At 70.8% G+C, this 21,042-nt stretch carries 19 protein-coding genes; 14 read left to right on the forward strand and 5 right to left on the reverse strand.

What is annotated here, in order from left to right:
* From HY049_00985 to HY049_00995, 3 genes are all read right to left on the reverse strand, one after another.
* Positions 1-839: S8 family serine peptidase (locus HY049_00985; protein ID MBI3447483.1), on the reverse strand; the 839-nt coding region annotated here is incomplete at its 3' end.
* Between the two features lie 137 nt (positions 840-976).
* On the reverse strand, positions 977-2,032 hold the full coding sequence (selD, locus tag HY049_00990; GenBank protein MBI3447484.1) for a selenide, water dikinase SelD: 1,056 nt from the start codon (positions 2,030-2,032) through the stop codon (positions 977-979).
* Positions 2,033-2,079: 47 nt separating this feature from the next.
* Complete coding sequence (locus tag HY049_00995) at positions 2,080-4,203, reverse strand: hypothetical protein (protein ID MBI3447485.1); 2,124 nt, start codon at positions 4,201-4,203, stop codon at positions 2,080-2,082.
* A gap of 68 nt (positions 4,204-4,271) precedes the next feature.
* On the opposite strand from HY049_00995, the gene HY049_01000 reads away from it, so the two are divergent.
* Genes HY049_01000 through HY049_01015 form a run of 4 tightly spaced genes read left to right on the forward strand, consistent with a single transcriptional unit; the run spans position 4,272 to position 8,858 of the window.
* On the forward strand, positions 4,272-5,180 hold the full coding sequence (locus HY049_01000; protein ID MBI3447486.1) for a PLP-dependent cysteine synthase family protein: 909 nt from the start codon (positions 4,272-4,274) through the stop codon (positions 5,178-5,180).
* Positions 5,177-6,661, forward strand: coding sequence for a type I 3-dehydroquinate dehydratase (locus HY049_01005; protein ID MBI3447487.1), 1,485 nt, complete (start codon positions 5,177-5,179; stop codon positions 6,659-6,661). The genes HY049_01000 and HY049_01005 overlap by 4 nt, the downstream gene beginning before the upstream one ends.
* Positions 6,658-7,692, forward strand: coding sequence for a ThiF family adenylyltransferase (locus tag HY049_01010; GenBank protein MBI3447488.1), 1,035 nt, complete (start codon positions 6,658-6,660; stop codon positions 7,690-7,692). The genes HY049_01005 and HY049_01010 overlap by 4 nt, the downstream gene beginning before the upstream one ends.
* Positions 7,693-7,715: 23 nt before the next feature.
* Positions 7,716-8,858, forward strand: a complete 1,143-nt coding sequence (locus tag HY049_01015) for an aminotransferase class V-fold PLP-dependent enzyme (protein ID MBI3447489.1) — start codon at positions 7,716-7,718, stop codon at positions 8,856-8,858.
* 2 nt (positions 8,859-8,860) lie between these two features.
* Here the strand turns inward: HY049_01015 and HY049_01020 are convergent, their stop codons facing one another.
* Positions 8,861-9,553: a uracil-DNA glycosylase gene (locus tag HY049_01020; GenBank protein MBI3447490.1), complete on the reverse strand. Its 693-nt coding sequence runs from the start codon at positions 9,551-9,553 to the stop codon at positions 8,861-8,863.
* Positions 9,554-9,669: 116 nt separating this feature from the next.
* Here HY049_01020 and HY049_01025 point away from each other — a divergent pair, with 116 nt between their 5' ends.
* From HY049_01025 to HY049_01060, 8 genes are all read left to right on the forward strand, one after another.
* The gene (locus tag HY049_01025; protein ID MBI3447491.1) at positions 9,670-10,293 is read left to right on the forward strand and encodes a hypothetical protein; all 624 of its coding nucleotides are present in this window, start codon (positions 9,670-9,672) and stop codon (positions 10,291-10,293) included.
* Between the two features lie 8 nt (positions 10,294-10,301).
* Positions 10,302-11,777: an anthranilate synthase component I gene (trpE, locus tag HY049_01030; protein ID MBI3447492.1), complete on the forward strand. Its 1,476-nt coding sequence runs from the start codon at positions 10,302-10,304 to the stop codon at positions 11,775-11,777.
* Positions 11,774-12,355 (forward strand): aminodeoxychorismate/anthranilate synthase component II, encoded by a 582-nt coding sequence (locus HY049_01035; protein MBI3447493.1) that lies wholly within the window; start codon positions 11,774-11,776, stop codon positions 12,353-12,355. The genes trpE and HY049_01035 overlap by 4 nt, the downstream gene beginning before the upstream one ends.
* On the forward strand, positions 12,349-13,344 hold the full coding sequence (gene trpD, locus HY049_01040; protein MBI3447494.1) for an anthranilate phosphoribosyltransferase: 996 nt from the start codon (positions 12,349-12,351) through the stop codon (positions 13,342-13,344). The genes HY049_01035 and trpD overlap by 7 nt, the downstream gene beginning before the upstream one ends.
* A complete protein-coding gene (gene trpC, locus HY049_01045) occupies positions 13,341-14,141 on the forward strand; it encodes an indole-3-glycerol phosphate synthase TrpC (GenBank protein ID MBI3447495.1) in 801 nt (266 codons plus the stop codon). Before trpD ends, trpC begins: the two co-directional genes overlap by 4 nt.
* Positions 14,138-14,785, forward strand: coding sequence for a phosphoribosylanthranilate isomerase (locus HY049_01050; GenBank protein MBI3447496.1), 648 nt, complete (start codon positions 14,138-14,140; stop codon positions 14,783-14,785). The genes trpC and HY049_01050 overlap by 4 nt, the downstream gene beginning before the upstream one ends.
* 71 nt (positions 14,786-14,856) lie before the next feature.
* Positions 14,857-15,975: a tryptophan synthase subunit beta gene (gene trpB / locus HY049_01055; protein MBI3447497.1), complete on the forward strand. Its 1,119-nt coding sequence runs from the start codon at positions 14,857-14,859 to the stop codon at positions 15,973-15,975.
* The gene (locus HY049_01060) at positions 15,972-16,769 is read left to right on the forward strand and encodes a tryptophan synthase subunit alpha (protein MBI3447498.1); all 798 of its coding nucleotides are present in this window, start codon (positions 15,972-15,974) and stop codon (positions 16,767-16,769) included. Before trpB ends, HY049_01060 begins: the two co-directional genes overlap by 4 nt.
* Here the strand turns inward: HY049_01060 and HY049_01065 are convergent.
* Positions 16,760-17,545: a phosphatase PAP2 family protein gene (locus HY049_01065; protein MBI3447499.1), complete on the reverse strand. Its 786-nt coding sequence runs from the start codon at positions 17,543-17,545 to the stop codon at positions 16,760-16,762. The two genes, HY049_01060 and HY049_01065, sit on opposite strands and share 10 nt — an antisense overlap.
* Before the next feature lie 380 nt (positions 17,546-17,925).
* Here HY049_01065 and HY049_01070 point away from each other — a divergent pair, with 380 nt between their 5' ends.
* Together HY049_01070 and HY049_01075 are read left to right on the forward strand one after the other, a co-directional pair.
* Positions 17,926-20,631, forward strand: a complete 2,706-nt coding sequence (locus HY049_01070) for an SBBP repeat-containing protein (GenBank protein ID MBI3447500.1) — start codon at positions 17,926-17,928, stop codon at positions 20,629-20,631.
* 44 nt (positions 20,632-20,675) lie between these two features.
* The coding region (locus HY049_01075) for a hypothetical protein (GenBank protein MBI3447501.1) at positions 20,676-21,042 on the forward strand (367 nt) is incomplete at its 3' end.

Here is a 21,042-nt window from a genome sequence, read left to right on the forward strand (position 1 = left end):
CCCGTGCTGGCATTGTGCTGCGAGCCATCGCCGAGGCTCATGCTGACGACCTTGATGTTGAACCCGACGCGGTTGGTGAGGACCCAGTTGAGCGCGGAGTCGACCGCGGAGAACGATCCCGAGCCGTTGGCCGCGAGGACCTTGAGGCCGACGAAGTTCACGGCGGGGGCGACCCCCTTCAGGGTGCCGCTGTTCGCGCCGACGACTCCGGAGCACTCGGTGCCGTGGCCGTTGTCGTCCATTGGATCGGAGTCGTTGTTGACGAAGTCGAACCCCCCTTTCACGCGGCACGAAGAGACATTCCCCAGGCACCCGCCGAGGGCGGGGTGCGTGTAGTCGATCCCCGTGTCGACGATCGCCGCGGCCATCCCGGCGCCCGTGTAGCCGCTCGCGTTGACGGTGGTCGAGCCGATGAGCGCATTCCCCTCCGCGTCGAGCGCGTGCACCGTGCCGTCGAGGTAGACGCTCTCGACCTGCGGCATCTTCTCGAGCGCCTCGAGGCCGTCGGCGTCGATCTCGGCGACCGATCCCGCCGCGTACGTATGCTCGCGAAGGAGGTGGACGCCGTGCGCGGGGAGGGCGCCGCGGAACGCGCGGTGGGCGGCGGCGACGCTCTCGAGCAATTCCTTCTCGTCGGACGCCGACGGCGACGGCGGAAGCGAATGACCGCCCCGGAGCACGATGTTGACGACGACCGTGCGCCCCCCTTCGACCGCTTCGGCGACACCCGGCTCGATCGCCGGCATCGGGGAGGCGGCGCGCGCGATGGGCGCCGAGAGGAGGAGCATCAGCGCGGTGGGCGCGAGCCATCGGAACGAGCGGTCCGGCGTCGGATTCATGCAGTCGTTTTCCTCGAGGATCAGGGGTCCTGTTTTATGCGCGCGCACACATCGGCCGGGCGCCACACCCTTAATATCCGAACAATCGGTCCCGGGCGCCACACCTTATTACTGTGCGAGCCAGGGAGTCGGAGGCGTCACCCGGCAACGACCTCCACCTTCGGCTCGGCCGCCGCGAAGACCTCGCCGACGATTCGGCTGTCGGTCTGCCCTCGAGCGACCAGGTCACGGACGAGCGCGTCGGCCGAAGCCGAGGGGACCGAGATCATGAGGCCCCCCGAAGTCTGCGGGTCGAAGAAGAGCCACCTCTGGACCTCGGTGACGGCCGCGTCGAAGACGATCGACGTGCCGACGAGAGCCCGGTTCGACTCCGTCACCCCGGTCTTGATCCCCTGGTCGATCAGGGCGAGGCTCTCGGGGAAATGGGGGAGGTCCTTGAACCGGATCCTCATCCCGGCGCGACTCCCCTTCGCCATCTCGAGGAGGTGGCCCGCGAGGCCGAAGCCGGTGATGTCGGTGCACGAGGTGGCGCCGTGCGCGCTCGCGAGATCCCCCGCGACGTCGTTCAGGCGGGCCATCAGGTCGAGGGCCTTCTGGAACGTTGCGGCGGGGAGGACGCCCCGCTTCGAGGCGGTGACCATCACGCCGGTGCCGACGGGCTTCGTGAGGATGAGGGCGTCGCCCGCGCTCGCGCCGCCGTTCTTGAGAACCCTGTCGGGATGGACGAGGCCCGTGACCGAGAGGCCGTACTTCATCTCCTCGTCCTTGACGGTGTGGCCGCCGACGAGCGTCGCGCCGGCCTCGAGCGTCTTCGCAAGGCCCCCCTCGAGGATCTTCCGGTAGACGTCGGCCGGGACGCCGCGGGCGGGGAAGCAGCAGACGTTCATCACCGTGAGGGGCTTCCCCCCCATGGCGTAGACGTCGCTCAGCGAGTTCGCCGCCGCGATCTGTCCGTACAGGTACGGGTCGTCGCAGAGCGGCGTGATGAAGTCGACCGTCTGGACGAGCGCCACCTCACTCGAAATCCGGTAGACGCCCGCGTCGTCCGAAGTATCGAAGCCGACGATCAGGTTCTTGTCGGGTTTCGTGCGAAGTCCTTTGAGCATGCCTCCCAAGTCCACCGGACTCAGCTTGCCCGCTCACCCGCCGGACTTGGCGCAGCTCGTCAGCCTGAAATCGGCCGTGCTGTCCATTCGTCTTCCTCCGCCTCTCGAGGACCAAAGTTGTCCGAGTTTAGCCCTCATCCCCCCAACGCGTCGAGGGCCCCCTTCGCGCTCTCGAGGAGGGGGTCGGCCGACAGGGGAGAGCCGACCGCCTGTCGCATCCACGCGTCCGGCGTCAGCGAGCCCAGGCGGCAGATCCGCTCGAACTCCCCGCCGAAGGATCCGTGCGCCTCCTTGAAGTGCGCCTCGACCTGGAAAGCTATGAAGTGGCCGATTGGATAGTCGGGAAGGTACAGCCCGCTGTCGATCATGTGCGAGTAGATGCCGAGGAGGGTCACGTCCTTCACCCCGAAGATCGGGGCGTAGTGGCGGTTCCAGATCCCCTTCGAGATGGCAACCACCGCCTCGCGGAACTCTGCGGGCGAAGCCGTGGGGTGATCGTAGAGCCAGTGCCAGGAGTCCATGTCGACGAGGGCGGCCCCGGCGATCTCGCGGGCCCCCCAGAACTCTTCGAGCGATCGCGCCGAGTCGGCCGCGGGGTCGGCCCCGGGGAGGCCCAGGAGCGTCAGATCGCGCGCCTGGAAGACGAAGGCGAGCGCCTCGGTGAATGCGTTGTTCGGGACGCCGGCGAGGAGCGTGTGGTCGATCGCCGTGTTCGAGAAGACCTGCTCGACGTTGTGCCCCATCTCGTGGACCGCGATGTTGTACCCCTTGTAGTCCATGCCGCCGGCGGCGATGCGCGTGCGAAGGTGCGCCTTGTCGTCCCGCCGCGAGGCGCCGAGGGCGTGCCCCGATCCGCGAGCCGCGTCGACGTCGATGTGATCGGCGACGAAACGGGCGCGGTCGTCGGCGAATCCGAGATCGCGGAGCATCCTCGGGATGTCCGCCGCGTAGGCGGCGGGAGTCGGGTACTTCTTCCGCGTCATCGCGTCGAGGTCCGACTCCTGGTACTTCGCCCTCGGCTTGAACCCCGCGTACCAGATGTCGAAGGACTCGAGCTTCCGCCCGAGCCGCTTCTCGATCAGCCGGCCGGTCCGCTCGCCGAGGGGCGAGGCGAGGAGAGCTTCGAGGAGGGCGCGCACCTGGGGCTCCGGGATCTCGCGGTTCACGTTGAAGCGGCGCGCGATGAAGGTCCGGTCCTCGGGGGTGAACGGATCGGCGAGACGCTCCGCCTTGAACCATCCCATCCACTGCCGGTACCGCTCGTCGGGCTCGCGGTCGGGCTTCGCGGACGCCGTCCTCCCCTCCGGAGGCTCCGCATCCCTCACGGTCGAGACGGTGACGGCGTTCGTCTCCGGGTTCCAATCGACCAGCGGGTTGTCGATGACCGCCTTCGGGATCTCCTGGCGCACGATCCGGTCCATCACCTTCACGATCAGGCGTTGCATGGCAAGCCCGTTGGCGTCCGCATAGCGCGCCTTGAGATCGTCCCTCAGGTTCCAGTGGCTCAGCAGCCTCAGCCCTGGCGGGAAGAGCCGCGCGCCGTCCGAGGTGACGAGGTGGTGCATGTAGATGTTGTAGCCGGCGATGTACGCCGCCGAGGCGCTCGCCGCCTCCGAGATGCGCTGCTGCACGTCGGCGGGGACGCGGTTCTGAAACCTCCCGGCGAGCCGCGTCGCGGCCCACTGCTCGCGGGTCCACCCCATCCCGTACTTCATGCGCTGGTCGAGCGTCGTCAGCGGGAAATTGAGAAGTCCGACGAAGGCGACCTTGTTCTCGAAGAGGTCGTCGTTGACGTGCGCCGAGGGGTCGTACCCCGCGAGCCGCTCGTCGATGGGAAGGACCGCCCCGAGGTCGAGATCGACCTGGCGTCTGAGGTCCCTCGAGAGCGAGACGAAGTAGCCGTCGAGGCTCTCCATCGCCCCCTCGAACCGCCCGAAGGCGGCCTCGAGCGTGGCCCCGCCGGGGATGAACTCCCCCTCGACGAAGGAGCGGAAGGCCGCGGCGTCGCCGTCGCTCGCGCGCCATCGGGAGAGGACCTGGTCCACCCCACGATCGATCCGCTCGGCCTCCCCCTCCCCGTACTTCTTCCGGAGCGCGCTCTTCGCGGAGGAGGCGGCCGCGGTGTACGCGAGATCGGCGCTCAGCGGGGCGGCCGGGCCGACGGTGGGCTGGCGCCCCTCGGCCGCGCGCCAAGCGCCGACCTGGACGGCCACGACCAGAGCGGCGCCGGTGACGGCGATCAGCAGACGTCTCGACATGAAAGGCCCTCCGATGGATGGGGTGTGCGGGCGTTCATGATACTCCGGGGATCTGTTACGCTGCCCGCATGGAGATCCGGGAGAGCATCCTCGAGACGATCGGGCGGACGCCGATGGTCCGCCTGCGGCGGATCGGCGAGGGGGCGGGCGCCGAGATCGTCGCGAAGATCGAGGGGTTCAACCCGATGGGGAGCGTCAAGGAGCGGATCGCCCTCGAGATCGTCGAGCGGGCGGAGGCCGACGGGTCGCTGAAGGCCGGGATGACCCTCCTCGAGTCCTCGTCCGGGAACACCGGGATCGGCCTCGCGATGGTGGGCGCGGCGAAGGGGTACGAGGTCGTCGTCACGATGCCGTGGAAGGCGAGCGTGGAGCGCCGCGTGATCCTGCGGGCGCTCGGCGCCCGCGTCGTCCTCACCCCTCCCGGCGGGAGCTCCGACACGGCATGGGACATGGCCGACGAGATGGCGACGGGGGAGCCGGACCGCTATTTTCGGGTGGCGCAGTACGATTCGCCCCACAACGCCGGCGCCCACTACCGCCACACGGCGGAGGAGATCTGGGAGCAGTGCGGCGGGCGGCTCGACGCGTTCGTGGCGACGCTCGGCACGACCGGCACGATCGTCGGCGCCGGCCGCAGGCTGAAGGAGCTCGACGCGAACATCCGCATCGTCGCCGCGGAGCCGCAGCCGGGTCACACGCAGATGGGGCTTCGCAATCTCGAGGAGTCGCGCGTGCCTTCGATCTGGGACCCCGAAGTCGCCGACGACCGGATCGTCGTCAGCGACGAGGACGCGTACCGCGCCGCGCGCGATCTGACCCGGCGCGAGGGGATCTTCGGCGGCATCTCGTCCGGCACCGCGGTGCACGCCGCCCTCGTGACGGCCCGGCGCCTCGGGCGCGGGCGCGTCGTGGCGCTCCTCCCGGATCGCGGGGAGAAGTACCTTTCGACGAGCCTCTTTCCGAAGGACGGCGCATGATCATCCTGTCGATCTCGGAGCGCGATCCCGGCGAGGTGCGGCGCCTTCTCGCCTCGCCCCCGGAGGGGGTCGATGCGGTCGAGGTGCGGCTGGATCTCCTGAAGGCCCGCGAGCCCTCGGGGTGGTTCCCCGGGCCGGCGGTCTCCCCGAGGCCCGTCATCGCCACCTGCCGCCGGCGCGCCGACGGCGGGGAGTTCGCGGGAGGGGAGAAGGGGCGCCGCGAGGCGCTCCTGGCCGCGGCCCGCGCCGGGGTCGCGTACGTCGACGTCGAGCACGGCTCGGCGCTCGAAGGGTCGATCGGCGATCTCGCGCCGGCGAAGATCATCCTCTCGCACCACGACCGCCGGCGCACGCAGGCCGCCGCGTCGCTCGCGGCGCTCTACCGGCGGATGGCGCGCGTCCCCGGCGTCGCGGTCGTGAAGATCGTCACGACGGCCGCGGATCCCCTCGACGTCGTCACGATCCGGGACCTCCTCGCCCGCGCCGCCGCGGGGAAGACGCCGCTCGCGGCTTTCGCGATGGGGGAGCTCGGGGTCGCGAGCCGCATCCTCGCGCCGTCGTGGGGATCGTGGGCGACCTACGTCGCGCTGCGCGACGGGAGGGCCTCGGCCCCCGGCCAGCTCACGCTCGCCGAGGCGCTCGGGACCTACCGCGTCGAGGAGATCGACGGCGAGACGCGCCTCGCCGGCATCACGGGGTATCCCGTCTCCCACTCCCTGTCGCCGGCGATGCACAACGCCGCCTACGCGGAGCACAAGCTCAACTTCCGCTACCTCCCCTTCGCCTCGCCGAAGGCGGACGCCATCCCGAAGCTGATCCGGAAGCTGAGGCTTCGCGGGCTGAGCGTGACGGCGCCGCACAAGATCGCCATCGTGAAGAAGATGCAGCGTCTCGACCCGGCCGCGCGACGGCTCGGCGCCGTGAACACCATCGTGAACGACGGGAAGCGTCTCTTCGGCTTCAACACCGACGCCGACGGGCTCATGAACCCGCTGCGCCTGAGGATCGACCCCTCGGGGATGACCGTGGCGATCGTCGGGGCGGGGGGATCGGCGCGCGCGCTGGCCGTCGCCCTGAGGGAGGGGGGGGCGGAGGTCCTCATCGCCTCGCGGCGCGAGAGGCCCGGGCGCGAGATGGCGCGCGCCACCGGGGCGCGGTACGTCGAGCTCAAGCGCCTCGCGCGCGCGTCGTACGACATCCTCATCAACGCCACCCCCGCGGGGATGGATCGCCGCGGGATGCCGGTGGGGGCCGCCGCGGTGAAGGGGCAGCTCGTCGCCGAGCTCGTCTACCGCCCGCCCCTCACGCCGCTCCTCACCCTCGCGCGCGCGCGCGGCATCCAGACCATCTCCGGGCTGGACGTGCTCCTCTCCCAGGGGATCGAGCAGTACGCCCTCTTCACCGGGCTTTCCGGTCCGGTCGAGACGATGCGCGGCGCGCTCTCCGCGGCGCTCGCGCGGGCTGGCGAGGTGGTGATTTGAGCGCCCAAGCCGACGGCCGGTACTCGCGCCAGGTCCTCTTCAAGCCGATCGGCGACGAGGGGCAGCGGCGCCTCGGCGCGGCTCGCGCCGCCGTGGTGGGCGTGGGGGCCACCGGGTCCGTCACCGCGTCGATCCTCGCGCGCGCGGGGGTCGGCGCGCTGCGCCTCATCGATCGCGACGTCATCGACGAGAGCAATCTCCAGCGGCAGTTCCTCTACACCGAGGACGATCTGAGGGCGCTGAAGCCGAAGGCGATCGCGGCGCGCGATCATCTGAGGGCCGCCAATTCGACGGTCGCCCTCGAGGCGGTGGTCGAGGACTTAGGGCCCGACAACGCGGTGAGGCTCCTCACCGGCGTCGATCTCATCCTCGACGGCACCGACAACTTCGAGACGCGATTCCTGATGAACGACGTCGCGGTCCGGCACGGTATCCCGTGGATCTACACCGCGTGCCTGGGGGCGTACGGCGTCACCATGACGATCGTCCCGGGCGAGACGGCGTGCCTGAGGTGCCTGATGGAGACTCCACCCGATCTTGGCTCCACGCCGACCTGCGACACCGCCGGGGTCATCGCCCCCATCGTCGCCATCATCGCGTCGTTCCAGGCGGCGGAGGCGCTGAAGATCCTCTCGGGCTCGTCGAGCGAGACGAGCGACGCCCTCCTGAGCGTCGACGCGTGGACTCAGAAGGTCACGCGCGTGCGCGTGCCGAGAGGGGGCGGGCGCCGCCGATGCGCGGCTTGCGACGGGATGGAGTTCGAGTTCCTCGCGGGGCGGGGGACGCGGCCGGCGGCGATCTGCGGCCGCAACGCGGTCCAGATCATGCCTTCGACCCGCGGCGCGCTGGACCTCGCGGCGCTCGCGGCCCGGCTGGGTGCGGCGGGGCAGGTCGAGCGATCGGAGTTCATGCTCCGCTTCACCGCGCCGGGGTGCCAGCTCTCCATCTTTCCCGACGGACGGGCCATCGTGGCCGGCACCAGCGACCCGGCGGCCGCACGCGCCCTCTACGCGCGCTACGTCGGCGCCTGACCCCGGATGACCCGGATGACGCGATGACCATCTATCTCGACAACGCCGCGACGACGTACCCGAAGCCCGAGGCCGTCCACCTCAGGCTCGGCTCGTTCCTGCGCGAGCACGGCGCGAACCCCGGGCGGGGCTCGTACCGGATGGTGCAGGAGGCCGAGGGGGTCATCTCGGGGGCGCGGCGAAGGCTCGCCGCCTTCTTCAACGCCCCCGATCCGTCGCGCGTGATCTTCGCCCTCAACGCCACCGACGCCCTCAACATCGCGATCTTCGGCGCGCTGAGGCAGGGCGACCATGTCGTCACGACCGTCTCCGATCACAACTCGATCGTGCGCCCTCTCAACAGGCTGGAGAGGGACGGCGTCGTGACGGTCACGCGCGTGAGACCCGACGGCCTCGGCGTCGTCGATCCTGCGGCGATCGCCGCGGCGATGACCGCCGGCACGCGGATGGTCGCGCTTCATCACGGCTCGAACGTGTCGGGGGCGCTGCAGCCCGTCGCCGAGATCGGGAAGATCGCCCGGGAGCGGGGGGCTCTCTTCCTCGTCGACGCCGCGCAGACGGCGGGGCTCTGGCCGGTGGACGTGGCCGCGATGTCGATCGACCTTCTCGCCCTGCCGGGGCACAAGAGCCTTCTCGGGCCGGCCGGAACGGGGGCGCTGATCCTCGGCGCGGGGGTGACCATCGGGTCGTGGCGCACCGGCGGCACGGGAGGGGACTCCTCATACCCGCTCCAGCCGGAGGAGTACCCGCACCACCTCGAGGCGGGGACGCTCAACACCCCGGGGATCGCGGCGATGATGGAGGGGGTCGCCTACGTCGAGTCGCGGGGCCTCGCCGCCATCCGCGCGCACGAGATGTCGATGATCGTCAGGCTCGCCGCAGGGCTCGGCGATAACCGGAAGATCCGCTTCTTCGGCCCGCCGGCGTCGGCGCCGCGCGTCAGCGTCCTCACCTTCAACGTCGAGGGGATCGCGCCGGACGAGATCGCGGGGATCCTCGACGCCTCGTTCGACATCGCCGTCCGCTCGGGGCTCCACTGCGCCCCGGGGGCTCACCGCGAGCTGGGCACGTTCCCTCACGGCGCGGTCCGCGTCAGCCCCGGCCCCTTCACGACCGCCGAGGAGATCGACACCCTCGTCGCGGCGGTGAGGAAGATCGCGGGATAGATTCAGGCGAGGCGCGAGCGGACGCGCTCGAAGACCCGGTGCCACATCGCCCGCGTCAGTCTTCCGGTGTTCGTATTCTGGCGGCTGGGATGGTAGGCGCTCACGAGGGTCCTTCCGTCGGGAAGCCGCCATTCCCCGTCGTGACGAAAGCGGGGGCGCTCGCGCGGCGCCATTTCATCCCACCATCCCGCCGCCCTCAGCCACGCCGCGTGGGCGATGCTTCCGAGCGTCAGCACGACCTCGATTCGACGGAGAAGGGCCATCTCCTGGACGAGGAAGGGGCGGCAGTTGTCGATCTCGTGTCTCGTGGGCTTGTTGGCCGGCGGGGCGCAGCGCGCGGAGGCCGAGATGAAGCAGCCGGTGAGAACGACGCCGTCATCGCGGCCCGTGGAGTCGGGGAGGTTCGAGAAGCCGAAACGGTGGAGCGCCTCGTAGAGCCAGCTCCCGCTCTGGTCGCCCGTGAAGACGCGCCCCGTGCGATTTCCGCCGTGCGCCGCCGGGGCTAGGCCCACGATGAAGAGCCGCGCGTTCGGATCGCCGAAGCCGGGGACGGGCTTCCCCCAGTAGACTTCGTCGCGGAACGCGCGCTTCCTCTCGATCGCGACCCGCGTGCAGTGCGCCCTGAGCCGCGGGCACTTCTCGCAAGCGACGATCGCGCGCTCCAGCTTCGACAAAGACACGAGAGTCCCCTCCATCCCGGGATGGAACAGTCGGCGCCGCCTCCGAAAGTGGCGCGCCGCGGTTGACGCCCTCGCGTCGCGGCGCCTACTCTGAGGCGAGATTTCCTCCCATGCGTCACCTGGAGCGCGCCATGTCACGCTGTTCGTCCCCGAAGCCTATCGCACTCTTCCTGCTGGTCGCGTCGATGGCCGCTCCCGGCTGCGCCTTCACGGTCCGCGATCAGCTCCGCCCCGGCACGCTCAGCCCGACCCTCGCCCCGTTCGTGTACAAAGAGGAGGGGGATCTCGTCCTCATGACCGTCGGGGTGGGCGCGGCGCGGTTCAGGGACGATCAGCCCTTCATCCCGCTCGAGGTCTGGGTGGCGAACAAGGGGGTCACTCCCTACATCTCGATCAACCGCGAGTCGTTCTACCTCGTCGATACCTTCGGCCACCGGTACGCGATGGCCGGCGTCGAGGAGGTGAGGCGCCTGCAGGGGGGGCTCTCCATCGACCGGCGGATGAGCTCGGCGGAGTTCAACGCCTTCAAGTTCGACGCGTACCACCTCGTCACCAGCTCGTTCTTCCCGAACATCTCGAGCGCCGCCGAGGTCCTCCACGATCGCGTCGAGATCCCCCGCTACGGCTACGTCCGCGAGATGCTCTACTTCCCGCACCCCGAGGGGGATCTCCTCGGCGGGATCTTCGAGCTGCACCTCGTCGGCAAGGAGCTGCCCCAGGAGATCTTCGTCGTCTTCGAAGTCCCCCGGGCGTAGAGGGCCAGGTGAGGCCGCACGCCCAGCCCTCGCCCGCCGAGGCGGCCGCCCTCGCGCGCGGCGCGGCCATCATCCCGATCACGCGGGAGGTTCCGGCCGATCTCGTCACCCCCGTCTCCGCGTTCCTCGGCGCCGCCGCCGGCAGCCGGAACGCCTTCCTCCTCGAGTCCGTGGAGGGAGGGGAATCTCTCGCGCGCTACTCGTTCCTCGGCTGGAACCCGCGCCTCGTCGTGCGGGCCCGCGGGACGAGGGTGACCGAGGAGACGGGCGGGAGGCGCCGGACGTACGAGGGGAACGTCCTCGACGTGCTGCGGCAGCGCCTGCGCTCGTCCCCCGTCGCGGCCGTCCCCGGCCTGCCGCGCTTCGCGTCGGGGGCCGTCGGCTTCATCGGCTACGACGCCGTGCGGCTTCTCGAGGCGATTCCGGACGGTGGAAGCGACCCCCTCGGATTCGACGACGTCGTCTTCGGCTTCTACGATCGCCTGGCCGCTTTCGATCACGTGCGGCAGCGGCTCCTCCTCATCGCGCTGATGCGCGTCCAGGGGCCGGCCGACGTGCGCCGCCTCCACGCCGCCACGCTCCGGGACCTCGACGGGATGGAGCGCGCGCTCACCGCGCCGCGGAGGATCCGGCCTTCCGCGCCCGCCGCGCGCCGGAGGGGCGCCTTCAGGTCGAACGTCTCGCGGGGGACCTTCGAGAAGCGCGTCCGCGCGGCGCAGTCCCTCATCCGCGCGGGGGAGATCTTCCAGGTCGTGCTGAGCCAACGGTTCGAGTCGAAGCTCCCGGCCACCCCCTTCGACGTCTACCGATCGCTCCGGCGGATCAACCCCTCACCGTACATGTACTGCCTCCTCGACGGCGACGACGCGATCGTCGGCGCCTCCCCCGAGATGCTGGTGCGCGTGGAGGACGATCGATTGGAGACCCGCCCCATCGCGGGGACGAGGCCGCGCGGCGCGTCGGAGGCGGAGGACCGCGCGCTGGAGGAGGAGCTGAAGGGCGACGCGAAGGAGCGCGCCGAGCATCTCATGCTGGTCGATCTCGCGCGGAACGACCTGGGGCGCGTCGCACGCCCGGGGTCCATCGGCGTCCACGGCCTCATGTCGGTCGAGCGCTTCTCGCACGTGATGCACCTCGTGACGCGCGTGACGGGAGTCCTCCGCGACGATCTCGACGCCTTCGACGCCCTGGCGGCGTGCTTCCCGGCGGGAACGGTGTCGGGGGCGCCCAAGGTGAGGGCGATGGAGGTCATCGAGGAGCTGGAGGGGACGCGGCGGGGACCGTACGCCGGGGCCGTCGCCTACGCCGACGTGGCCGGGAACCTCGACTCGTGCATCACCATCCGCACGATGGTCAGCCGCGGCCGCCGCGCCTTCGTGCAGGCCGGGGCCGGCATCGTCGCCGACTCGACCCCGTCCCGCGAGTATGAGGAGACGTGCCGCAAGGCCGAGGCGCTGATCGCCGCCGTCGCGGGGGCGCGATGATCCTCGTCCTCGACAACTACGACTCGTTCACGTACAACATCGTCCAGTATCTTCAAGAGCTGGGCGCCGAGGTCGAGGTGCGCCGGAACGACGCCGTCGGCGTCGAGGAGATCGAGCGGCGCCGCTTCGCAGCCGTCGTCATCTCGCCCGGGCCGGGGCGCCCGGAGGAGGCGGGGATCACGGAGGAGATCGTGAGGCGGCTCGGCGGAAAGGTCCCGATCCTCGGGGTCTGCCTCGGCCACCAGGCGATCGCCCGCGTCTTCGGCGGCAGGATCGTGAGGGCCGAGGTCCTCATGCACGGGAAGACGTCGGCCATCCGTCACGACGGCCGGACGATCTTCGCGGGCCTCCCCGATCCCTTCGACGCGACGCGCTACCACTCGCTGATCGTCGAGCGCTCGAGTTTTCCCGAGGCGCTCGAGGTGAGCGCCACGACCGGCGACGGGATCGTGATGGGGCTGAGGCGGAAAAGCGCCGGCGCGCCGCTCGAGGGAGTGCAGTTCCACCCGGAGTCGATCCTCACGATCGAGGGGAAGAAGCTCCTCGCGAACTTCCTCGGGATGATCGCCCCGTGCTGAAGCCGTTCATCCGGCGCGCCGTCGAGGGGCGGAACCTCTCGCGCCGGGAGGCGGGCGCGGCGATGGAGATCATCATGGAGGGGGCGGCCGACGACGCGCAGATCGCGGCCTTCGCCGTGGCGCTCCGCATGAAGGGGGAGTCGGCCGACGAGATCGCCGGGTTCGCCCGCGCGATGCGCGAGCGCGCGGTCCCCTTTCCCGCGAGCGGGGCCGATCTGGTCGACACCTGCGGCACGGGAGGGGACGGCCTCTCGACGCCGAACGTCTCGACGCTCGCGGCCCTCGTGGCCGCCGGGGCCGGAGTGAAGATCGCGAAGCACGGGAACCGCTCGGCCACGAGCCGGTGCGGCAGCGCCGACCTCCTCGAGAGGCTCGGCGTGGCAATCGATCGCCCCCCCGAGGCGGCGGCGCGCACGCTCGAGCGCGCCGGCATCGTCTTCCTCTTCGCCCCCGCGTACCACCCGGCGCTGAAGCGCGCGGCGGCGGCGCGATCGGCGATCGGTGTCCGGAGCTTCTTCAATCTCCTCGGCCCGCTGTGCAACCCGGCGCGGGCGGAAGCCGCGGTCATCGGCGTCGCCGACGGCGCGCGCGTCGTGATGATGGCGCAGGCGGCGCGACGGCTCGGCATGAAGCGCGCGCTCGTCGTCCACGGATCCGACGGGATGGACGAGCTGACCCTCGCGGGCGCGAGCCGCTGCGCGCGCCTCGCGGGGGGGAAGATCCGGTACATGACGATCCGCCCCTCCCGCGCAGGGCTGAGGGAGCGGGCCGGGCGCGTCGGGCGGGGAGGGGATCCCGATCGGAACGCGCGCGAGGCGATCGAGATCCTGGATGGGCGCCGGGGGGGCGCGCGCGACCTCGTCGTGCTCAACGCCGCCGCCGTCCTCGAGATCGGCGGCGCCGCGCGCGACCTGCGCGAGGGGGCGGCGCTCGCGGCCGAAAGTCTCGACCGCGGCGCGGCGGCCTCGAAGCTCGAGGCGCTTCGATGACCTCCGACACGCAGGACTTTCTCGCGAAGGTGGTCGCCGCCTCGCGCGCCCGCATCGCTCTCCTCGAAGGGGACACGCCGCTCTCCGCGATGGAGGAGCGGATCTGGAACCTCCCGCCGGCGGCCTCGTTCGAGGCGCCGCTTCGCGGCGCGGAGCGGCTCCACGTCATCGCCGAGATGAAGAGGTCGTCCCCCTCCGCGGGGATCCTCGTGGAACATTACGACCCGAGGCGGATCGCGCACGCGTACCTCGAGGGAGGCGCCTCGGCGATCTCGGTCCTCACCGAGCCCGACCTCTTCGGCGGCGATCTCTCGCACCTCCGCTTCGCCGGGACCTCGGGTCTCCCGATCCTGAGGAAGGACTTCCTCGTCAGCCCGTACCAGGTCGCCGAGGCCCGCCTCGCCGGCGCGGACGCGGTCCTCCTGATCGTCGCCGCCCTCGGCGAGGTGGGGCTCAGGCAGATGCTGCAGGCGGCCGGGAAGTACGGCCTCGCCGCGCTCGTCGAGATCCACGACGAGGAGGACATCCAGATGGCCGCCGGCTGCGGCGCGCGGATCGTCGGCGTGAACTCCCGCGACCTCCGCACGCTCAAGATCGACCCCGACCGGTGCGCGAAGCTCGCGCCGAAGCTCCCGCGGTCCGTCATCCGCGTCGCCGAGAGCGGCGTCTCCCGCCCCGACCAGGCGAGAGCCCTCAGGAAGACCGGCTACGACGCGGTCCTGGTCGGCGAGGCCCTCATGCGCGCGGAAGATCCCGTGGCGGCGCTGCGGAGGCTCGTCGAGGCGGGGACGCCATGACCCCGTGGCTGAAGATCTGCGGCATCACGCGCGCCGAGGACGCCGAGGCGGCCGTCGCGGCCGGAGCGCGCGCGGTGGGGTTCGTCTTCTGGAGCCGATCCCGCCGGTGCGTCACGACGCGGCAGGCCCGGGAGATCGGCGAGCGACTGCCGCCCCACGTCGAGCGCGCCGGCGTCTTCGTCGACGCCTGCCGCGAGGAGATCGTGCGCGTCGTCGACGAGGCGCGCCTGACGTGGTGCCAGCTCCACGGGGATGAGGACCTCGACCTCGCGCGATCCCTGGGCGTCCCGTGGGTGAAGGCGCATCGTGTCGTGGCGGGCCCTCTTCCCGAGGGGTTCACGGAGCTCGTCCGGGAGGCCCACGAGCGCCGCTACATCCTCGACGCGCACGCCGCCGGGATGCCGGGGGGGACCGGGACATCGTTCGACTGGAGCCTCGCCGCGGCGTACCGCGACGCGGCGGCGCCGCGGGGGGGCGCGATGATCCTCGCCGGAGGCCTCACCCCCGACAACGTGGCGCGCGCCGTCGCCGAGACGCGCCCCTTCGGCGTGGACGTGAGCGGCGGCGTCGAGAGCGCGCCGGGGATCAAGGACGCGGAGAGGATCCGCCGCTTCGCCGCGGCGCTGGCCGGGAGCGCATCGTGATCTTCGGCGGCCCTCCCGACGCGCGCGGCCGCTTCGGCGATTACGGGGGAAGGTTCGTCCCCGAGACGCTGATGGCCCCCCTCGCGGAGCTCGAGACCGTGTACCGGGAGGCCATGGCCGACCCCGCTTTCCGGAGGCGCTTCGCCGATCTTCTCCGTGATTTCGTCGGCCGGCCGACGCCCCTCACCTTCGCGGCGCGCCTCGGCGCGCGCTGCGGCGGCGCGCGCATCTACCTCAAGCGCGAGGACCTCTGTCACACCGGCGCGCACAAGATCAACAACGCCCTGGGCCAGGCCCTCCTCGCGCAGCGGATGGGAAAGCGCCGCGTCATCGCCGAGACGGGGGCCGGGCAGCACGGCGTCGCGACGGCGACGGCCGCCGCTCTGCTGGGCCTCTCGTGCGCCGTCTACATGGGCGAGGAGGACATGCGCCGGCAGGCGCTCAACGTCTACCGGATGAAGATGCTCGGCGCCGAGGTGGTGCCGGTCTCGTCGGGAAGCCGGACGCTGAAGGACGCGGTCAATGAGGCTCTTCGCGACTGGGTCACGACGGTGCGCGACACTCACTACATCCTCGGCTCCGTCCTCGGGCCGCATCCCTTCCCGGTCATGGTGCGCGACTTCCACGCCGTCATCGGCCGCGAGGCGCGCGAGCAGATCCTCGCGGCGTCGGGGACTCTGCCGTCGCTCCTCGTCGCCTGCGTCGGAGGGGGGAGCAACTCGATCGGCCTCTTCCACGCGTTCCTCGACGACCCCGTCGAGATGATCGGCGTGGAGGCGGGGGGGAAGGGCCTTCGGGGCGGCGAGCATGCGGCGCGCTTTCGCGGCGGGAGCCCGGGAGTGCTCCAGGGATCGCGGAGCTACGTCCTCCAGGACGACGACGGGAACATCCTCGGGACGCACTCTGTGTCGGCGGGGCTCGACTACCCGGCGATCGGCCCGGAGCACGCCTTCCTTCGCGACGCCGGTCGGATTTCGTACGCGGCGGCGTCGGACGCCGAGGCGCTCGACGCGTTCCACCTTCTCGCGGCCCTCGAGGGGATCGTGCCGGCGCTGGAGTCGGCGCACGCGGTCGCGCACATCCTGAAGATCGGCGCGGCGTACGCGTCGCGGGGGCCGGTGATCCTGAACATCTCGGGGCGCGGCGACAAGGACGTCGATCAGGTCGCCGCCCTGGAAACGACGCGATGACGCCGGGGAGGATCGAGGCGGCGTTCGCATCCTCGAAGTGGCCGGTCTTCATCCCGTACGTCACGGCGGGGGACCCGAGCGCCGACGCCACGCTGGCGATCTGCCTCGCGCTCGCGGAAGAGGGGGCCGGGGTGATCGAGATCGGCGTCCCTTTCTCGGATCCTCTCGCGGACGGACCCGTGATTCAGCGCGCGTGCGAGAGAGCGCTTGCCTCAGGGATGACGCTCTCCCGGGCGCTCGACCTCGCGATGCGGGTGCGCGCGGCGTCCCGGGTGGCGCTCGTCCTCTTCAGCTACGTGAACCCCATTCTCCGGATGGGGATCGAGCTCTTCGCGCTGCGGGCCGCGGCTTCGGGGATCGACGGGGCGCTGGTGACGGATCTCCCGTTCGAGGAGTCGGGGGCTCTGCGCGCGGCGCTCGACGGCCACGACATCCGGACGATCACGCTGCTGGCGCCGACGAGCGGCGCGGCGCGGATTTCGCTGCTGCCGCAATCCGCCGGGGGGTTCATCTACTACATCTCGCGGACCGGGGTGACGGGGGAAAAGGCGGCGCTGCCGTCGGGGCTCGCCGACGAGGTCGCGGCTCTGCGGAAGGCGACATCGCTTCCCGTCGCGGTCGGCTTCGGGATCAGCACCGCGGAGCAGTACCTTCGCGTCGGGGCGATCGCGGACGGCGTGGTCGTCGGCTCGGCCATCGTGAGGGCGATCGAGGAAGGCGGTGGCGACCCGGTCGGCGCGGCACGAAGGGCGGCGCGGAGGATCGTCGGGGAGCCCGGGCGCGCTCAGGGTTGATCGGCGCCGAAGCGGATTCCCACCGTCATCATCGCGCCGCCGTGCAGGATCTGCGGCGGGTGGAAGACGACGCGCGCGGACCGCTCGGCGACGCGATCTGCGAACTCATCCGCGTGCTCGAGCCGATAATACGTCCGTGCCTCCCAGGTCCCGAGCGCGGCGCCGGCGAGGACGTCGGAGAGGTAGTGCTCGTCCTGGTCGACGCGGGTGTAGATGACGTATCCGGCCATGCCGTACAGCACGCCGAACGTGAACTTCCGCGCGAGGCTGTGCAGTCCGACCTTGCGGGCGACGGTGCGCTCCAGGTACGAGAGCATCGTGAAGGAGCCGCTGGCGTGGCCGGAGGGGAAGGACCGGTGGTAGTGCCTCCGCGCGTTCAGCGCGTCGAAGCTGGCCGCCCCCGTGGCGTTCGGATCCGCGAACTCGAGACCGGGCCGGTGGCGTCCCACGATGTTCTTGACCAGCGAAGTGATCCCCCGGTTCGTGAGGATCGCATCGGCGAACCCGAACATGTCGTTCGCCATCTCGTGACGATCGCCGAAGTCGAGACCGATGATGGCGGAGAAGCCGAGAACCTTGAACGCGACCAGGGACTGCCGGTTGATGAAACCGTTGTAGTCGTTCGGGTTCTTCAGCGTGGCGCGGACGGCCTTGTCGAACCCCGGCGGATCCTCGAAGAGCAGCGGTTCGCGCGAAAAGCCGACGTAACGGTTGTAGAGCACGGCCGCCGTGTTGACGCCTGCCGCGAAGGTGAAGCGCCAGCCGTGCTCCCTCATGAACCGGGAAAAGGCTCCGTCTCGAACCGAGCTGTCCGGTGGACCCGTCCCGGGGTCTCCCGGGGGCCCGCTTTCGGGGCCGGCCAGGGGAGAAGAATCGGCGTCGATTGGAAGCAGGGCCCCGCGGGCAGGGCTCGACAGGCTCGTGAGAAGAATGAAGAGGAGCGCGACTCGTTTCGCGGCCGACGTGACGGGCAAGAGTCTCCTTTTTTGCGCAACCCATCGCGCGCGCGCATCCTAGCCTACCGATGCGGCCGGTTCACGCGGCGGCGGGAGCGTCGCGCTCGGGTGATTTTCCGGCGCCGCCCGCGCGCGCGAGAATTCCGTTGACATCACACCCCCCTGACCATACATAGGTGGGTTCTTCCCGAGGGGGGGTCATGAGGATCGCGAGGTACGCAGGCATCATCCTCGTCGCGGCCGCCTCAGTGACGTCCGCCCGGGCCGGAACAGCGGTCACCGACCTGTGGTCCCACCTCCCGCTGCGCTTCGAGGCGGGCCCGGACGCGACCTACCAGGCGCGAGGGGCCGGCTATTTCCTGAGCCTCACCCCGGCGACCGCGACGATGCGACTCGCCGCGAAGCGTGAGATCGAGCCCGCCGTGCTCACGATGACCCTCGTCGGCGCCGCGAAGAGCGCGCGGCTCGAGGGGATCGGGAGGCTCGCCGGCCTCACGAATCACTACGCCGGCAAGGACCCGAAGGGCTGGGCCACCGACACCCCCGGTTTCGCCCGCGTCCGGGCCGCAGGCGTTTATCCCGGCATCGATCTCGTCTACTACGGCGACCAGCAGCGCCTCGAGTACGATTTCGTCGTCGCCCCCGGCGCGGACCCGACAAGGATTCACGTGAGGGTCGACGGCGCCGCGACAAAGCTCGACGCCGAAGGCGCGCTCGTCCTGACCGCGGGAGGCCGCGAGGTGAGATGGCGCAAGCCGGTCATCTACCAGGAGACGGCAGGGGCTCGAACGGAGATCCCGGGGGGCTACGTCGTGAAGGGGCGCGACGTCACGTTCCGCGTGGGCCGTCACGATCTCGAGGCGCCGCTCGTCATCGACCCTGCCATCGATTACGTCACCTACTTCGGGAGCTCGACCCTCTACGCCGACTTCCCGTTCGACATCGCCGTCGACGCGGCGGGGAACGCCTACATCACCGGCGTCACGGCGGGGACCGACTTCCCCACGAGCGCCGGTGCCCCTCAGAGAGCGTACGGCGGCGGAGCGAAGGACGCGTTCGTCATCAAGATCAACCCGGCCGGATCGGCGATGGTGTGGGGGACGTACCTCGGCGGCACGAGGGACGAGAATCTCAACGGCCTGTCGTCGCGCCTGACCGTGGACGCGAACTCCAACGTCTACGTCATCGGACTCACCAACTCACCCGTCTTCCCCACGACCTCAGGCTCCTTCCAGCCGAACCCGGCCGATCCGAACTCGACGGACTACGGCGACGTCTTCGTGACGAAGCTCGACGGCTCTGGGCACATCGTCTACTCGACGCTCCTCGGCGGGCACGGGCCGGAGATCGCCGGGGGGATCGCCGTCGACCCGAACGGGCGCGCGGTCGTCGTCGGTTCGATCGGATCGCCCGACTTCCCCCTCACGCCGGGCGCCTACCACACCGGGATGTTCGACAGCGCTTTCGTGACGCGGTTCAACGCCGACGGATCGGATGTCGACTACTCGGCGTCGATCCTCGGGGCGGCGATCTACGCCGTGGACCTCGACGCGAGCGGCGCGGTGTACGTCGGCGGCATCAGCGTCGGGTCCCTCCCCGTCACGCCGGGCGCCTTCCAGACCTCGAACGCGCTCATGGGGGTCGACGCGTTCGTTGCGAAGCTCAGCGCCGACGGGACGACGCTCGAGTACGCGACCTATCTCGGCGGCGGGGGATCCGAGTTCCTCCACGACCTGGCGGTGGACGCGAACGGCGAGGTGACGCTGTCGGGGCACGTAGGCGAGGACCATGGAAGACCCTTCCCGACGACCACGGGGGCCTTCCGCGAGGTTCACACGGCCGGGTCGAACCTCGACATCTTCGTGACGAAGCTCAACGCGGACGGGACGGGCCTCGTCTACTCGACGCTCCTCGGGGGGACGAAGGACGACGTCGCCCTCGGCTTCGCGCTCGACGCGCAGGGGCGGGCCGTCGTCGGCGGATATTCCTTTTCGTCGGACTTCCCGACGACGACCGGCGCCTTTGAGACGGCGCTTTCCCCGGCGGCCGTCTCGCCGATCGTGACGCGGCTCACGGCCGACGGCTCGGCTCTCGAGTACTCGTCGTACGTCCACAGCCAGGCCGGCGAGAGCGCCAGCACCCTCGCCCTCGACGCTTCGGGGAAGGCATACCTCGCCGGGACGGGGAACTTCACCTTTCCGATTTCGAAGCCCGCGGGGCACATCCTCCCCGGCACGACGATGTGGGTCCTCAAGATGGATCTCGTCGCGGGGTCGGGAGGAGGCGGGGACCTCGACGGCGACGGGGTGGCCGACGGCTCCGACAACTGCCCGGCGGTCTACAACCCGACGCAGGCCGACACCGACCACGACGGCCTGGGCGACGCGTGCGACACGGTGGTGCCGCCGGCCTCGCACGATCTCGCGATCACGAAGATCAAGATCAAGAGGACCGTTCCCTTCAGCACCGCGAGCCAGTCGGGGACGACGCTGGTGAGCGTGACGCTGCAGAACGCCGGGGATCACGACGAGAATTTCGCGTCGTCGACGGTGCTGGCGCAGGCGGTGAGCCTGGGCGTCGTCTCGTCGGGGGCCTGTCCGGATCCGATGGCGGTGCTCCTCCCGTCGCCGAAGGTGACCTTCCCCTTCAAGCTCGCGAAGAAGAAGTCGCTCACGAGCCAGTTCCAGATCGCCTTCGACTGCGTGAACGATCCCCTGAAGACGTCGAACAAGGGGGCGCACGGCGATTTCACCGTCGTCGTGACGGCCTCGCATCACGCGGTCGACGTCCACGACGACGACCGGCCGGCGAACGACGTCTGCCCGCGCGCCGCGTCGGCGGGCGTCGCGGCCTGCGCGGGCAAGGGGCCGGGGGGGACGGTGGTGCTCGATCTCGTGGCGCGTTGACGCCCCGTCGCGCAGGGGCGTATGCTGGCCCTCTTCTGCCGACGATGAGCGAGCCCGCGCCCTTCAGCGTCCTCTATCTCAGCCGGGGTGCGTCCCCGCCCGGTGAAAGCGGTCTTGTGCGCGCCGCCGCCGAGGCCGCGGGCGCAAGATTCCACGCGCGCGACGCGGGAAACGGCGGGCTCGACCCGGACGCGAACGTCGCGGCAGATCATGCCTGTGTCCTCGTCGGACCCGGGGATCTCCTCGCGCACGCGGCCGCCTCGTGGCCCGCGGCGTCGCTCCTCCCGGTGGTCGAAGCGGGCGGCCCGACGGCGCCCTCCGATCCCGAGCGCGTCGCGACGATCCTCACGCGCCCTCTCGATCCCGTCTCGCTTCAGGAGGCGCTCCGCCGGGCGGGCGCCCACGCGAAGC

Source organism: Acidobacteriota bacterium (genome assembly GCA_016195325.1).
In the GTDB taxonomy this organism is placed as follows: domain Bacteria; phylum Acidobacteriota; class Polarisedimenticolia; order JACPZX01; family JACPZX01; genus JACPZX01.